17 protein-coding genes are annotated in these 15,026 nt (G+C 70.9%); 6 read left to right on the top strand and 11 right to left on the bottom strand.

Going from position 1 to position 15,026, the window contains the following annotated elements; genetic code table 11:
• Positions 1 to 13: 13 nt before the first annotated feature.
• The 3 genes from HH310_RS07925 to HH310_RS44740 all read right to left on the bottom strand — a co-directional run bounded on the left by HH310_RS07925 (position 14) and on the right by HH310_RS44740 (position 3,383).
• The gene (locus HH310_RS07925; RefSeq protein ID WP_169174779.1) at positions 14 to 1,306 is read right to left on the bottom strand and encodes an FAD/NAD(P)-binding protein; all 1,293 of its coding nucleotides are present in this window, start codon (positions 1,304 to 1,306) and stop codon (positions 14 to 16) included.
• Positions 1,306 to 1,926, bottom strand: a complete 621-nt coding sequence (locus tag HH310_RS07920; RefSeq protein WP_169174778.1) for a winged helix-turn-helix domain-containing protein — start codon at positions 1,924 to 1,926, stop codon at positions 1,306 to 1,308. The genes HH310_RS07925 and HH310_RS07920 overlap by 1 nt, the downstream gene beginning before the upstream one ends.
• Before the next feature lie 107 nt (positions 1,927 to 2,033).
• Positions 2,034 to 3,383 carry a S8 family peptidase gene (locus tag HH310_RS44740; RefSeq protein ID WP_169174777.1) on the bottom strand — a complete coding sequence of 450 codons (1,350 nt, stop codon included), beginning with the start codon at positions 3,381 to 3,383 and terminating at the stop codon, positions 2,034 to 2,036.
• A gap of 107 nt (positions 3,384 to 3,490) precedes the next feature.
• Between HH310_RS44740 and HH310_RS07910 the strand changes: the two genes are divergently transcribed.
• The 4 genes from HH310_RS07910 (at position 3,491) to HH310_RS07895 (ending at position 5,802) form a co-directional block, all read left to right on the top strand.
• A complete protein-coding gene (locus HH310_RS07910) occupies positions 3,491 to 4,681 on the top strand; it encodes an NAD(P)/FAD-dependent oxidoreductase (protein WP_169174776.1) in 1,191 nt (396 codons plus the stop codon).
• Between the two features lie 129 nt (positions 4,682 to 4,810).
• Positions 4,811 to 5,035: a hypothetical protein gene (locus tag HH310_RS07905; protein ID WP_169174775.1), complete on the top strand. Its 225-nt coding sequence runs from the start codon at positions 4,811 to 4,813 to the stop codon at positions 5,033 to 5,035.
• A complete protein-coding gene (locus HH310_RS07900; RefSeq protein ID WP_169174774.1) occupies positions 5,026 to 5,445 on the top strand; it encodes a PIN domain nuclease in 420 nt (139 codons plus the stop codon). Before HH310_RS07905 ends, HH310_RS07900 begins: the two co-directional genes overlap by 10 nt.
• Before the next feature lie 234 nt (positions 5,446 to 5,679).
• Positions 5,680 to 5,802, top strand: a complete 123-nt coding sequence (locus HH310_RS07895; protein ID WP_169174773.1) for a ribosomal protein bL36 — start codon at positions 5,680 to 5,682, stop codon at positions 5,800 to 5,802.
• A 262-nt stretch (positions 5,803 to 6,064) separates the two neighbouring features.
• Here HH310_RS07895 and HH310_RS07890 read toward each other — a convergent pair whose 3' ends face one another.
• The 7 genes from HH310_RS07890 to HH310_RS07860 all read right to left on the bottom strand — a co-directional run bounded on the left by HH310_RS07890 (position 6,065) and on the right by HH310_RS07860 (position 13,089).
• Positions 6,065 to 6,697, bottom strand: a complete 633-nt coding sequence (locus tag HH310_RS07890; RefSeq protein ID WP_169174772.1) for a response regulator transcription factor — start codon at positions 6,695 to 6,697, stop codon at positions 6,065 to 6,067.
• Positions 6,694 to 8,073 carry a sensor histidine kinase gene (locus tag HH310_RS07885; protein ID WP_169174771.1) on the bottom strand — a complete coding sequence of 460 codons (1,380 nt, stop codon included), beginning with the start codon at positions 8,071 to 8,073 and terminating at the stop codon, positions 6,694 to 6,696. Before HH310_RS07885 ends, HH310_RS07890 begins: the two co-directional genes overlap by 4 nt.
• Before the next feature lie 4 nt (positions 8,074 to 8,077).
• The gene (locus tag HH310_RS07880; RefSeq protein WP_169174770.1) at positions 8,078 to 8,515 is read right to left on the bottom strand and encodes an ABA4-like family protein; all 438 of its coding nucleotides are present in this window, start codon (positions 8,513 to 8,515) and stop codon (positions 8,078 to 8,080) included.
• Positions 8,512 to 9,429, bottom strand: coding sequence for a hypothetical protein (locus HH310_RS07875; protein WP_169174769.1), 918 nt, complete (start codon positions 9,427 to 9,429; stop codon positions 8,512 to 8,514). The genes HH310_RS07880 and HH310_RS07875 overlap by 4 nt, the downstream gene beginning before the upstream one ends.
• Positions 9,430 to 9,502: 73 nt before the next feature.
• Complete coding sequence (locus HH310_RS07870; protein ID WP_312033902.1) at positions 9,503 to 10,852, bottom strand: hypothetical protein; 1,350 nt, start codon at positions 10,850 to 10,852, stop codon at positions 9,503 to 9,505.
• A gap of 99 nt (positions 10,853 to 10,951) precedes the next feature.
• The gene (locus HH310_RS07865) at positions 10,952 to 11,851 is read right to left on the bottom strand and encodes a hypothetical protein (protein WP_169174768.1); all 900 of its coding nucleotides are present in this window, start codon (positions 11,849 to 11,851) and stop codon (positions 10,952 to 10,954) included.
• Between the two features lie 62 nt (positions 11,852 to 11,913).
• A complete protein-coding gene (locus HH310_RS07860) occupies positions 11,914 to 13,089 on the bottom strand; it encodes a low temperature requirement protein A (protein WP_169174767.1) in 1,176 nt (391 codons plus the stop codon).
• A 403-nt stretch (positions 13,090 to 13,492) separates the two neighbouring features.
• Here HH310_RS07860 and HH310_RS07855 point away from each other — a divergent pair, with 403 nt between their 5' ends.
• Positions 13,493 to 13,684, top strand: coding sequence for a hypothetical protein (locus HH310_RS07855; RefSeq protein WP_169174766.1), 192 nt, complete (start codon positions 13,493 to 13,495; stop codon positions 13,682 to 13,684).
• Between the two features lie 9 nt (positions 13,685 to 13,693).
• Positions 13,694 to 14,674, top strand: a complete 981-nt coding sequence (locus tag HH310_RS07850; protein WP_169174765.1) for an NADPH:quinone reductase — start codon at positions 13,694 to 13,696, stop codon at positions 14,672 to 14,674.
• On the opposite strand, the gene HH310_RS07845 is transcribed toward HH310_RS07850, so the two are convergent.
• Positions 14,664 to 14,978: an antibiotic biosynthesis monooxygenase gene (locus HH310_RS07845; RefSeq protein ID WP_211191902.1), complete on the bottom strand. Its 315-nt coding sequence runs from the start codon at positions 14,976 to 14,978 to the stop codon at positions 14,664 to 14,666. The two genes, HH310_RS07850 and HH310_RS07845, sit on opposite strands and share 11 nt — an antisense overlap.
• Positions 14,979 to 15,026: the final 48 nt, after the last annotated feature.

Here is a 15,026-nt window from a genome sequence, read left to right as displayed (position 1 = left end):
TACCGCCGCGGTATCACCGAATCGGGATGGTTACCGCCGCCGCTTGATCGCGAATTTCGGGCACCGCCGTGGTCTCCCAGCGCGCCCCCCGGCGCAACGGTCCGATCAACCACATGTTCCCCGTACGCCCGTCCGCCCCGACCAGCCGTCCCCCGGCATCGATGTCGAGACCCAACCCGTGCGGGCCGACGCGCGCGCGTCCGCTCCGCAGCAGCCCCGCGACGAACTCCCCCGCCGCGGCCGGCAGGCGCCCGGGCCCCGCGCAGTTGACCACGGCCCCGAACCACTGCACGCCCGCGTCCAGCTCGACCAGCAGCCCACCGGCCCGCGGCGCCTCGATCGACCGGATGCCACCGGCCCGCACCTCGAGCCGCCCCTCGGCCAGCAGCTCACCGACGCGCGCCCCGATCGACGGCGCCATCCGGTGCCGGTGACACTCCCACGGCCGGGCCAGGTGCCGGAGAAAGGCGTCCTGCTCGTCCGGCGTGAACGCGGCCCAGAGCTCGTCGAGGTGGGGCCGCAGCCCGTCCACAACCGCACGCCAGTCCCCGGCCCGCGCAGCCGACGCCCGCACCAGCCGCACCACGTCCCGCAGAGCGACGCGCTCCGGCAGCGCAGCCCCACCGTCAAGCCCGGCCCGACCGCTAAGCTCGAGGGGCGGCGCGGCGACCGAGGTGTGGGTGAGCGGCAGCTGGCCACGGCGGCTGACGGCGGTGATCGGCGCGTCGCGGTGGCGGTCCTCGGTGAGGGTCAGCGCCACGTCGACCGCGGTCAAGCCGGCCCCGACGAGCAGGACCGGGACGTCGGACGGGATCGCGTCCAGCACTCCGGGCCGCCAGGGATCGGCGATGTAGTCCGGGTGATCGCGCACCGCGACCGGCTGGGCCGCCGCCGGGTTGCCGGTGGCGACCACGATCTCGTCGGCGCGGATCACCCCGCCGCCGGCCAGCGCAACGCCGTGATCGGACACTCCCGTGGCGCGGGCCTTGACGAGGTCGAGCCGGTCGCCGCCCTCCCGGGCCGCGGTCGCAAAGACCTCCCGCAGGTAGGCCCCATATTCTTGGCGCGGCCGGAATTCGTCAGGCCCGCACCGCGCAAACCCGATAAATCCGTCTTTGTCGGCGCCCATCGCACCGGCACGCGAGTTGAGCAGGTGCCACGGCCGAGCCTGGCCGTACGCGAGCCCGCCGCCCGGCTCGTCCGGCTCGATCATCACCACCCGGTGGTCGGTACATCGAAGCAGCTCCCGAGTGGCCAGCACGCCGGCGCAGCCGCCACCGACAACGGCCACGGTCCGTCGCCCCACTAGCGCTCCGCCACCGAGACAGAAGCCGCGGTCAAGCCACCCGCACGCCCCACGGCAGTCGAACCACCACCGGCAAGCTCCGCCGCAGTCAACCCGTCCGCACGCCCCACCGCGTACCCGCCACCCGCGCGCTCCGCCACCGAAACCCCGGCATCATCCGCCAGCCGATACCCCAACCCATAAACGGTCGTCACCACCTCCGGATCGTCCAGCTTGGTGCGCAGCCGGCTCACGTGCACATCCACGGTCCGATTAGTCGTATGCGTGTGCCCCCACACCTGCCCCAGCAACTGCGCCCGGCTGAAGACCTGCCGCGGATGCCTCGCCAGGAACAGCAGCAGATCGAACTCGAGCCGGCTCAACTCCAGCTTGCGCCCGTGCCGCACGGCCGTACGAGCGAGCGGATCCAGCGTGATCTCCGGCGGCCCGTCGTCGATCGCCACCCGCACCCCGACCTCGACCACGAGATCGCGCAGCGCCTCGATGACCCGATCCCGCCCCGCACCACCACCCGCAACGGTGATCGTCAGCGTGACCGGCGGCTCGGGCGGCAGGTCCGGCACCGGCCGCAGGTGCGGCTTGGGCGCGGCGTACGGGTGGACGGCAGCGAACGCGGACATGGCGTCTCCTCCGGGCGAGGCCTAAAACTACATTTCCCATCTGCGAGATAGGTTAACCGACGACGCCCTGTCCAGGGAACGGTGACCCGCGATGAGCCGTACAACACTCACGCAGAATCCCCGAGCACCGTCACCTTGATCGTCTTGGTCACGGTGTGCGGCACGTAGTCGACGAACCGCACCTCGATCGTCGACTCGCCGGCACCCACCGGCGTACCGGAAATGCTGCCGTTTGATGTCAGAGACAGACCGTGCGGCAACCGTCCGCTCGCCACGGACCACGTCCCCCGCCGTCCGGCGACGAGAGCCAGCTTCCCCGCGTACGCCTGACCCGCCGTGACCGTGATCGCGTCGGTGTCGATGATCGGCGCCGCGGGCGGCGGCGGCACGAAGAGCAGGCGGTTCGGCGAGCCCTTGAGACCGGTCACCTTGCCTTTGGTGGACCGCGCGACCAGATAGTCATGCACCTGGGCCGGGGTCATCGCGGGATACGCGTCGAGCACGAGCGCGGCCGCACCCGCCACGTGCGGCGACGCCATCGATGTGCCGCTGGCGATCGCCGTCGCCGAATCGGACTTCCACCACGCCGAGACGACGTCCACGCCGGGCGCGAAGAGGTCCAGCACGCTGCCGTAGTTCGAGAACGCGGCCCGGCGGTCCGACTTGTCGGTGGCCCCCACCGTGATCGCCGCGGGCAGCCCCGCGGGGCTCGTGTTCCCGGCGTTGATGTTCTCGTTGCCGGCCGCCACCACGTACGTGACCCCGGAGTTGATCGACCGCTGGACGGCCGCCGCCAGTGACGGGCTCTTCCCGCCGCCGATGCTCATGTTCGCCACGGCCGGGTGCACGGCGTTGCGGGTCACCCAGTTCACGCCGTTGATCACGCTGGACAGAGTGCCCTCGCCCGCGCAGTTCAGCACCCGGACGGAAACCAGCCGCACCTTCTTGGCAACCCCGTAGTGCGCGCCGCCGATCGTGCCGGCCACGTGCGTGCCGTGCCCGTCGCAGTCGGTAGCCGTCTTGCGGTTGGCGATGTAGTCCCAGCCGTACGAGGCCCGCCCGCCGAACTCACTGTGCGTGATCCGGATTCCGGAGTCCAGCACGTACGCGTGTACCCCGCTGCCGTCGTCGGTAGGAGTGAACTCGTGCGACGGCGTCACCGGGCGCTGATCGATGCGGTCCAGCCCCCACGGCGGGTCGTTCTGCGCCATGCTGAGGACGCGGTCCTGCTCGACGTAGCGCACGCGCCGGCTGGCGGCGAGGCGCCGGGCCTGGTCGGGTCGCATCCCGGTTGCGGTTGTGGTGCTTCCGTCCGCCTCCGTGACGATGTACCGCCCGGGGATGGCTCCGGGCGCGCCGGCACCCTCGATCGGCGCCTCCGCGTACGCCGGGACGGCCGTCCCGCCGGTGGCCAGGACGGCTCCGGCGACGAGCATGACAAGGGCACGGATGCGCATGACCGGTACGTTCGGTCACGGCGCCGGGCAGTTGAGGATTGCCGTGATGGTCGATCGACACTTGACGGGCCGTCCTCCACTATGGCGTCACCGACGAAAGAGAGACCATGACCGATACGCAATACGACGTCATCGTGGTGGGAGCGCGCTGCGCCGGCTCGCCGCTGGCCATGATGCTGGCCCGGCAGGGCCACCGGACCCTGCTGGTCGATCGGGCGCGGTTCCCCAGCGACACGGTCTCGACGCACGTGATCCACCCGCCGGGCGCGGCCGCCCTCCAGCGCTGGGGCCTGCTCGACCAGGTCGCCGCCACCGGGTGCCCGCCGGTGGGCCGCTATTCCTTCGACTTCGGCCCGGTCACCCTCGCCGGTGCTCCCGGCACACCCGATTCCCCGTACGCCTACGCCCCGCGCCGCCAACTGCTCGACAAGATCCTGCTCGACGCCGCCGCAGCGGCCGGCGCCGAGGTGCGGGAGGGTTTCACGGTCGACGATCTGGTGTTCTCCGACGGCCGGGTGACCGGCATCCGGGGCCACGGCGGGATCGTCGAGCGGGCGCGCGTGGTGGTCGGCGCGGACGGCCGGAACTCGTCGGTTGCGAAGGCGGTGCAGGCTCCCGCGTACGAGGAGCAGCCGCCGCAGGCCGTGGGCTACTACTCGTATTACAGCAACCTGCCGACCGACAGCTTCGAGGCGTACAGCCGGCCCGGCCGCGGCTGGGCGGTCTGCCCGACCAACGACGGCCTGACCCTGGTGATCGGCGGCTGGCGACACAGCGAGATCACCACCCACCGCGACGACATCGAGGCGGCGCTGGAGTCGACGTTCGCGCTGTCGCCGTCGTTCGTCGAGCGCCTGCGGGACGCGAAACGCGAGGAACGCATCGTCGGGGCGTCGGTGCCGAACTACTTCCGTACGCCGTACGGGCCGGGCTGGGTCCTGGTGGGCGACGCCGGCTACAACCGTGACTTCATCACCGCGCAGGGCATCACGGACGCGTTCCTCGACGCCGAGCACTGCGCGGCGGCGTTGCACGAGGCGCTGACCGGCAAGTCACCGTTCGACGAGGCGCTGGCCGGCTATCAGGGCCGCCGGGACGCCCGGGCGATGCCGTTCTACCAGCTGACCCTGCAGATCGCCTCGCTGCAGCCGCCGGACGACCAGCTGGTGGGCCTGCTCACCGCGATCCAGGGCAACCAGCCCGCGATGGACGCCTTCGCCCGCCTGAACTCGGGCGTGCTGTCCCCGCCGGAGTTCTTCGCCCCCGAGCATCTGGCCTCGTTGATGGGTGCCCCCTGACTTTCATCCGGACTGCCGAGCTGGGCCGATGTTGCCGCATCGACCCAGCCGGCGCCACGCGCCGCGGGCCGGATCGCCAGCCGTGATATCGTGATATCAGTCTGCGCGAACGGCCCTGAGAGGTTCACGATGCCCAACATCCTCATTCGCGATCTGAGCCAGCAAGCCATCGATCGCATTGACGCCGCCGCCGCCGACCTCGGCCTGTCCCGTAACGAATACCTGCGCCGCAAGTTCGAGGAGGCCGTCGGCGCGACCGGCGACCGGCAGGTCACCGACTCGGACTGGCATCGGTCTTCGGATGCGTTCGCCGACCTCGCCGACCCCACGGTGATGGACAACGCATGGCGGTGACGAGCTGGCTGATCGACAAGTCAGCATATGTCCGGCTCCAACTGGACCAAGCCCGAAACCGTGATCAGTGGAGCGCCCGCATCGGCCGGGGCCTGGTCCGGCTCTCGACGATCACGCGGCTCGAACTCGGTTACTCGGCGCGTTCCGGGGAAGTGGGCCGCCGGGAGTTCGCGTCGCCGCCGTTGTCCTTGATGCCGGTCGAGCACCTCACCCCGGCCATCGAGGATCGCGCCTTTCAGGTGCAGATGCTCCTGGCCGACCAGGGCCAGCACCGCGCGCCATCGATACCGGACCTGTTGATCGCCGCGACCGCCGAGAAGGCAGGGCTGACGGTGCTCGCGGTCGACAAGGATTTCGACCTGATCTCCTCTGTCACGGGCCAGCCCATCGAGACGCTCAGCTTGAAATAAGCGTCGCCACCCACCGCGCACCCGCCCGCCCCGCTCCCGCCACAGACGATCGAACACGCTCCCGGGCGGAGCTGGTCCGCGTCGCCGGCGGCCGGGTCCGAGCTGTGGGGTCGAGCGGTGGTTGCGGTGCGGCCGGTCGAAGGGGCGTCGGCCTGACGTGGAAATAAGCGCCACCGGGGTGGCGTTTACACCATCGCGCCGGGCGGATGAGCCGGCGCGGAGAGAGGAACCACGATGAAGGTCCGCAACTCGCTGAGGTCGCTGAAGAGCAAGCCCGGCTCGGTGCTCGCCCGTCGCCGCGGGCGGATAGTGGTGATCAACCGCAAGAACCCCCGGTGGAACGGCCGTCAGGGCTGACGCCACGCGAGGCGATCCGCGGGTACAACCCGCGAACACGCGATAACTTTGTAGCGAAGGCCGGAGACCCGCCGCCACGGATCTCCGGCCTTTGCCGTGTCCACGGCCGGAACGAAACGCCGGCCCGAAGCGCCCCGCAGAAAGCGCGAGGCCGAAGCGCAGCACCGAATCGTGAGGCCCAAGCGCCGGGCCGAACGCGAGGCCCACGCGCCGGGCCGGATCGCGAGGCTCAAGCACCCCGGCCAAGCGCCGCGCCGGGACCTCACGGCTCCCGGTGGGCCAGCAGTGCCAGTCGCACCCGGTTCGGGCAGCCGGTCTTGGTCATCAAGGCCGTGACGTGCGTCTTCACCGTCGTCACGCCGACGTGCAGGCGGGCCGCGATCTCCGCGTTCGACAATCCCTCCGCGACCAGGTCGAGCACCTCGCGCTCGCGGGCCGTCACGCCGGAAAGCCGCGGAAGCGCCGGCCGCTCCGCGGCGTCCACGGCACGCCGCACCAAGCGGCCGAGCACCTCGCGGCTGAACGGGCTGTCCCCGTCCGCCGCGCGCCGGATCCCGTCCAGCAGTGACGCCGGCGGTGCGTCCTTGAGCAGGAAGCCGCACGCCCCGGCGGTCAGCGCCGGATACAGGTGATCGTCGTCACCGAACGTCGTCAGCACCAGCACCCGGGTGGCCGGGCGGGCCGCCAGGATCCGGCTGGTCGCGGTGATGCCGTCGACTCCGGGCATGCGCAGGTCCATCACCACCACGTCGGGGGCGAGCCGCGCGGCCAGCGTCACCGCCTCCCGGCCGTCCGCGGCCTCGCCGACCACCTCGAGGTCCGGTTCGGCATCGCACAACATGCGCAGCCCGGCCCGGATCATGTGCTGGTCGTCGACGAGCAGCAACCGGATCACGTGCCGGCCTCCGCGGGAGCGGGCAGTACGGTCCGCACGCACCAGCCGCCGCCGGCCGGCCCGGCGATCAGCGCGCCGCCGAGCAACTCGACCCGCTCCCGCATCCCGGCGAGCCCATGACCGCCACCATCCGGCAGCCCACCCAACTCATCACCGCCGCCACCCGGCCGCCCGCCCAACCCAAGGCCGCCGCCATCCGAGAGCCCAGCCAACTCATGGCCGCGACCACCCGACAGCCCAGCCAAGCCATGGCCGCCGCCACCCGACAGCCCATCCGGCCGCCCGCCCAACCGAGCGCCGCCGCCACCCGACAGCAAACCCAACCCATCACCGCCGCCACCCGGCACCCCGGCCGGCCCCTGACCGCCACCCGCCCCGGCCCCGCCGTCGTCGGCGACCTCCCAGCTCACCGCCCCACCGCTGACCGAGACCGACAACTGAGCCACAGCAGACGTCCCCGCGTGCTTTGCCACATTTGTCAGCGCCTCCTGGGTCAACCGCAACACCGCCAACCCCCGGACGGCGTCGATCTCCCCGACGGCCGGATCGATCGACGCCTCCACGATCAACCCGGCGCCACGCGCCCTGTCCACCGCCGCTCCCAACGCCGCCGGCAACGCCCCAGGCTCCATGGCCGTCAACGCCGCGTCCCCGCGTACGGGGGAAGGGGAGCGCAACACACCGACCAGCCGCCGGAGATCGGCGAGAGCCGCTGTCCCGGTGCGATGCACATCGTCGAGCACCTCGGCAGTCCGTGGCTCCAAACCGGGCAGCACATGCCGCGCCACCCCCACCCGCAGCACCATCGACGCGACATGATGGGCCACCACGTCGTGCAACTCGCGGGCGATGGCGGCGCGCTCGTCCGCCCGTACCGCCTGCTGCTCGGCCAACGCCCGCCGGGAAGCCTGCAACGCCAGCTCGCGGCTCGTCCGCACGACCAGCCCGAGCAGCACCGGCAACGCGATCGGCCAGATCAGCCCGAAGATCGCCGTCTGCGGCGCCGGCGAGCCCACCACTTTGAAGCTCGCGTAGATCCCGGCCATGGCGACGACCGCGAGCGCCAGCGTCCGGGGATGGGCCGCCCAGACCATCAGTTCCGCCAGCGCCCAACTGGCCCCCACCTGGTTGATCGTCGGGTCGTCGAGGGTCACGAACGCGATCACCAGCAAGCCGGCCTGCGTCACGAACTGCACCACCGGCCACCGGAACAGGCCGGCCGCCACGGCGAACGCCAGCAGCGCCAGCACCCACTGACCCGCGGTGGGCCGGCCGGGCTGGATGCCGAAGAACAGGTAGCCGAAGCCGCTGAGGTCGAGCAGCACCACCCGAGCCCACGTGTCGCGGCGGTCGAAGATGCGGCCGAGCCAGCCCATGCGCTCAGCCTAGGTGCTGCTCGGCGGGCGTGACCGCCCAGCGCCGGACCGCCAGGTAGGCGAGCAGGCCGAGCGGCCCCAGCAGGATGGTCAGCAGCAGCACCGGCGCCATCACCACGGCCGGGATGCGGCGCTCCCGGCTGTCCAGGTAGGACCATCGGCCCACGAACAGGTCGAACGCGATCATGTGGGCCCAGGCCGCCGCGGCGCCGGTCGCGGTGGCCAGCAGTTCCCGCACGTCGACGAAGGACGGTGTCAGCACCGCGGGCAGGATGGCGCCCCATTCCGAGGCGACGAGCACCGCGTAGATGAGCGCGATCGGCACGGCGATCAGCGGCGACTCGATGATCCGGCGGGTCCACGACCAGGACGGCGCCAGGATCATCAGCGCCCAGAACGGTGCCGCGAGCGTGAAGGTGAGGCCGAACAGCGTACCGGTCATGCGAATTTCCTCCGTCCCAGCACCGCGACGAGTCCGATCGCCGAGCCGGCCGCCAGCGTCGCGACGGCTGCCAGGGTCAGCATGTCCGGCCGCAGCAAGGGCTGCGCGCGAAACGCCTGCCAGGTCAGGAGCACCACGAGTACGGCGTAGGACGCCCCCGCCAGCACCACCAGCCGGCCGCGGGTCGCCTCGCCGAGCCGCCGCCCGTACCGGGCCAGCAGGAACGCCAGGATCGGCAGCGCCTGCATCCCGTGCAGTCCGACGAAGTGCCCGATCCGCAGGTCACCGCCGGTCGTGCTCCACCCGGTGACCGGCATCCCGGGACCGCCGTCCGGCACGCCGACGCTGTGCGACCCGGTGAGCCCCGCGATGCCCGGATCCTGCAGCGGCGTGAGCATCGGCACCGCCACCAGCATGCCGAGCAGGGCCAACCCCAGACCCCATTGGACCGCGTACGTCGTGGGCCGGTCCCCGATGCGCTGCCGCAAAGCGACCACCCCGATCACGATGTGCGCGAAGAACAGCACCATGACCGAGACGCCCATGATCCGGAAGAGCAGACCGTTGAACGGTGTGGTGTCGTTGAAATGGCTCATCGTGCCGCGCGCCGCCTGGATCACGATGACGGCGAGCTCGATGACGACGATCGCGACGATGACGGTGCCGGCCCGTTCGGCGTTGCGGCTGCGGCGCGGCAGCACGGCCAGCAGCCACGCCATCGTGAACATGTAGATCGCGAACGACACGGCGAACTTGAACGGTTTGAGCCAGGCCGGCACGCCGGTCACGATCTGCGGATCGGTGAAGACCCCGATCCCGGCGACGACCGACAGCACGATCGCCGCCCCGGTCAGCACCAGCAACGGCCGGTGCCAGTCACGCGTGCGGGTCAGTGGGAGCGTCTCGACAGCCATGCCCGAAGCGTCGTCCGGGCGGGGCCGCGTTTCGTCCGCCCAGGGGTCGCGGCATCTCCTCCTTCGGGAGGAGCTACTTCGGGAGAACGATGGCCAACGGCAGCGCCGACCGAGGCGCGTACGCCGACCGCCACAACCCGCCGTGCGCCGCCCCGAACGCCTCGTCCCGCCAGCTCTCGGCGGCCGGCGGGCGCGGGTTCTGAATCTGGTGGACCAGCAGCAGAGCCATCAGCTTGCGCGCGGTCTCCGGCTCGAAGACGTCGACGTCGAACCGATGGGCCCCGGCATACGCGGCGGCAAGCAGCCGATTATTGGTGACCGACCGCGTCCGCGTGGCCGGCGCCACCGAGAAGGCCACGGTCCGTTCGTGACGGGCGACGGTGGCGCGCCAGCGTTGGATGCGTTTGGCGAGCGCGTAATTCGGCCCCTGCTGCAGGACGATGCTGTCGTTGATCCCCGGGTCGGCGTCCTCCGGATAGTTGCGCCGCAGCAGCCGTCCGCCGGAGAGCGTCCCGGTCAGCCGCGCGCTCCGGGACCGGTGGCCGAAGCGGTCGCTCGCCTGCGCCACCACCTCAGGCGGCACCGCGAAAACGTCGGTCGGCGTGGCGAGGAAGGCCAGCGCGGTGTCGTCGCGGCGCGACGTCAGGTACGACCCGAGCGCGTCGACCGCGATCGACAGCAGCGTGTGCAGACCGCCCGGGGCGTACACGTAATTGCCGATGATCAGCCGCCGGTCGACGCTCTCGAGCCACTGCGCGACCGCGGCGAGATCGTTGCGCAAGTCGGCGCCGTGAGCCGGGGCGATCAGCGTGCCAGCGGTCTCCCGCGCGGCGGCCAGGAGCCTCGGCTGCACCTGCGGGCGATCCACGCCGATCACGGTGTTGCCCCAGCCCAGCAGCGCCGTCAACGGGCCCATCTCGGCACCCGCGCCGAGGACGACCATGCGCTGGTCGCCCAGGTGCAACATGTCCGGATTTTTCATGACCTGGTGGATGATGTCGCTGCAGGACGGCTCGATCACGCCGTCGGCGACCCACGTCTCCAGCTGGCGGGCTAAGCCGTCGCCGCGCAGCAGCTCGCCGCGCACCGGCAGCGTGACCTCGGTCTCCGGCCGCCCGCCGCCGTCGACGGTCACCGTCTCCAGCGGGCGTTCCGGCCCGTCGGCCAGCGAGTCGGCCAGCGGGATCCGCTTGCGCACCGAGTCCAAACCGGCACTGGCGATCCCGTACGCCTCCTCGCCCAACCCGGCCTCGACCAGCGCCCGGAAGTGCCGCGGATAACCCTTGCGCCAGTCCCGCTCCGCGAGCACCGCGTCGGCCGCCCCGGGATCGACCCCACGCAGCGCGTCCGCGACCACCGCTTTCCCGAATGCGACGCTGCTCCGCCGCCCGCCGGCCTCAACCGGAAAGTCCACCGCCGTCACGCGGCCTAGTATCCCGGCATCGATCCGCAGGCCGCGCAGGCCCACTCCACTGGGTGGGGGTGGGCGGGACGCATCTGTCACGCCCGCCCCGTTGCCGTCTTAGGAACGCAGCTCCGCCAAGGTCGCGCCGGCGACGATGCGAGCGATGTTGCCGTCGTGGTCGTGTTCGGCCAGGCGCCGGGCGAGGTCGTCGAGGTCGCCGAACTCGCCGAACCTCGCCTTCAGGAGCGCCCGCATCCCGTCGACGTGGCCTTGCTCCACACCCTGCTCGCGGCCCTGCTCGCGGCCCTGGTCGAGGTTGCGCTGGGCGATCTCGCGGCCTGACGTGGTCTGTTCGAGAACGTCGTTCATGCCTCTCCTTCGCAGTGCTTCGACAACCTGGATGGCCAGTGAGCCTCCCACGAGCATACCGAGCTCGATCTGGACCAGCTGTTCCTCGATCGTGTCGGTCTCGGCGATCCGATCGGCCACTCGCTCGGTGAGATCAGGTGGCGGTTTCTGCGCCCACAACGCGAGGGGAGCGAGGGGGCTGGCCAGCAGGGTGGCGGGGTCCAGGTCGTCGGGAACGTTGATCGAGCGGTACTCGAGCTGGGCCTGATCACGGATGAACCGGCCCGGAAGTCCTCCACCTAACGGCCAGAGCACGACCTGGTGGATGCAGTAGGCCAAGCGGCGGTACTTGAGCGCCAGGGAGGCCCAGTAGGCCACCATGCGCTCCTGGAAATCCTCGGTGCGCTTGAGCTGGATTTCGATGTGGTAGACGTCGGTGGGCCCACGGTTGAGGTGATGCACCAGGAACACCTTGTCGCATTGGCGGCTGCGTTGCCGCGGCTGCTCGGTGGGTCCGTCGACGATCGCCTCTCGGCCGTTGAGCCGGGCACCGCACAACAGGCTCAGCGCATCGCGCGGGTAGGTCTCCAACAGCGCCTTGTACAGGCCGTCAAAGTCGCGGGGCACCTGCCTGGCATCGGCGGCATCGGGGGGCTTGCGGTCGCTCACTGTTCCTCCTTTCGCGCCAATGATCGGCGCGGAGGACAGTTTCCGCACAGAGTGACAACTAGTCAAGAGACAGGTTGTCGACCGCCGAGTTGCGTGCTGACCACCACCAGGCCGACCAGCACGAGTGCGAGCACCTCGATCGATGCGGGCGCCAGCGGGACGACCAGCGTCAGGACCACGCCCAGCGGGATTGTCGCCAGCGCCGCCCCGGACAGGTGCGGCCGCAGGTGCAGCAGCCAGACGAAGAACAGATAGATCGCGACCGGCACTGCGACCGCGTACCCGGCCTGGACGTCGGAGATCGACGAATGGCCGGCGGCGTGGTCCACCGCGACGCCCAGCCCGGCCCCGACCGCCGCGGCCGACGCGAAGATGAAGTAGTGGCCGTATCCCCACAACAGCGACGTGCGCAACGAGGTCAGCAGCGTGTGCGCGGGCCGGTCGAAGTAGAGCCACCACAGCACGAACAGGATCACCAGGCCGGCCACCCCGACGCGCAGCAGGGCGGCCACGTGGTCGCCGCCCTCGTCCAGTGCCGCGCGGAAGGCGACGGTGGCCGACGCGACCGCCTCGCCGAGCACGATCAGCGTGAAGCCGCCGTACCGCTCGGCGATGTGGTGCGGGTTGAACGTGGTCGGACCACCCGGCGCGACCTCGGCCCAGATCGGCACCACCAGCTCCAGCAGGATCAGCACGAGGACGCTCGGCAGGAACAGGCCGGAGCCGGGCTCGATGGCCAGCCGGAGCAGCCACAGGATCTGCAGGCAGACGACGCCGATCGCGTACCGGGCGGCGGTCCGGCGGCGCTGCTTGTCGGAGCGCGCCGCGCGCAGCCACTGGACCACCATGGCCAGTCGCATCACGATGTATCCGGCCGTGTTCACGCGCAGGTCGCCGTTCTCCAGGGCCGGGCCGATCCCGGCCGCCAGCACCAGCGCGCCGGCGATCTGCACCAAGGTGGTGACCCGGTAGACGAGGTCGTCGGTGTCGTAGGCGCTGGCGAACCAGCTGAAGTTCATCCACGCCCACCAGATCGCGAAGAACACCACCAGGTAGCCCTGCAGGGTGGCGCCCAGGTGGCCGGTCGCGACGGCGTGGTGCAGGGGCGTCGCGGCCTGGCTGACGGCGATCACGAAGCAGAGGTCGAAGAGCAGTTCCAGCGGCGTGGACGCGCGGTACGGCTCGTCCGCGGAGCGCGCTCGCATCGGCGCCAGCAGACGTCGGTGCGGCCCGGTCATCCACCCACCCCCTCGGTCGTTGCCCGCGAAACGGTCGCCGGGCGCGGGAATTCATGGACGGCCGCTCGGATGTGAGTCACGCCATGGTGGTGACCTTTGGGCCAGGTGGTCGCGTAGCCGAATGACAGGCGGTCGCGTGGCCGAATGAGCGGTGAGCCGATGGCGACGAAACTTGATTCATCTCTGTCTTGCCGGATCTGCCCGTTCATCGGAACCTGTCTGCATGGGGACGTCGCTTTTTGCTCGACGGCCCGCCGCGCGGACGAATTCGGGGTCGGCCGCGCGACGGGTGGCCGATTTGTCGCCACCGTCACAAAGATTTACTTGACAATCCAGGGAAAATTAGTCCTATTCTTGGACAGTCAAATTATACGACTAATTTGGGGGCCGGATGTCGTTACTGATGACGACGACGGGATGGGATTGCGACACCCCTTCATCAGGTTCCGAGTCCGACGACCGGTCCGGCGTGCCGAACACCGGCGACCAGGGCGCGAACGGCCCGGCCGAGCCGGACACCGGTGACGAGGACGCGACCGAACCGCCGCCGCCACCGCCGGACCGTCAGGCGCCTCCGTTCTCCAGCACCTGGTAGGGATCCGACATGCGTGCAGCCTGGTATGACAAGCAAGGTCCGGCCGCCGAGGTGCTCCAGCTCGGCGAGATGCCCGATCCCGTGCCCGGTCCCGGCGAGGTGCGGGTACGCGTCACCGCCTCCGGCATCCACATCGGAGACATCGGCAAGCGCCAGGGCTACTGGGGTTCCACGATGGCGTACCCCCGGGTGATCCCGCACGGCGACGGCACCGGGTTCATCGACGCCGTCGGCGAGGGTGTCGACCCGCAGCGCGCCGGCGAGCGGGTCTGGATCTATCTCGCCCAGTCGTACCGCCCGTTCGGCACCGCGGCCGGCTTCACCACCGTGCCCGCCGCCCACGCCGTGCCGCTGCCCGCCGCGATCCCGGACGAGCAGGCCGCCGGCCTCGGCATCCCGGGGATCACCGGCCATCGGGCGGTCTTCGCGGACGGCCCGGTGACCGGCCTGTCCGTCCTGGTCACGGGCGCGCTGGGCGCGGTCGGGCGGGCCGCCGTGGCGGTGGCCCGGCGGGGTGGCGCCACCGTCGTCGCGACCGTGCGGCATCCGTCGCAGGTCGCCGAGGCGCTCGAAGCCGGCGCGCATCACGCGATCGACGTGTCCGCCGGGGACGCGGCCGAGCAGATTCTGGACGCGACCGGCAACCGCCCGATCGACCGGGTGGCCGAGCTGGCGTTCGACTCCAACCAGGACGTGAACGAGCGGATTCTGGCATACCAGGGCGTGATCGCCACCTACGCGACGCGCGACGGATCGCCGCACGTTCCCTTCTGGCCGTACGCCTTCAAGAACGTCACCGTGCGTTTTCTGAGCAACGACGACTTCCCCGAGGACGCCAACGCCGCGGCGGCCCGGGAGCTAGCGGCCGCGCTGCAGGCCGGCGACCTGCGCTATCCGATCGCCGCGCGGCTCCCGCTCGCCGAGATCGTCCGGGCGCACCGGCTCGTCGAGGATCCGGCCACCGCCGGCCGCGTCGTGCTCACTCCCTGATCAGGGTTCCTTCCTCGGCGCTGACGACCTCGCCGATGGCCGCGAAGAACGCCGCGATGCCGGGCAGGTTGGGGCCCTTCGCCCGGGACGCCGCGTAGTCCTCGGTGGTCTCCCACACCACGATGTCGAGCCACTCGTTGCCCGGCAGCCGGACCAGGCGCGCCTCGACGAATCCGGTGCGGTCGGCGCGGAAATCCGCCAGCATTCCCGGCCGGGTGCGCAGTAATTCCTGCTCACGGGCGGGGTCGACCCGGAAGCGCGTGAGTTCGACAGCGGGCATGAGATCCTCCAGTGCGTTCGACACGAAGATATGGTCCAGAGTTCGGACTGTCCAACTATGGGACCATATCGT

The organism is Actinoplanes sp. TBRC 11911, assembly GCF_012933445.1.
Taxonomy (GTDB): domain Bacteria; phylum Actinomycetota; class Actinomycetes; order Mycobacteriales; family Micromonosporaceae; genus Actinoplanes.
The sequence above is the reverse complement of the archived record's forward strand: the minus strand, read 5'-3'. Positions and strand labels throughout refer to the sequence as shown.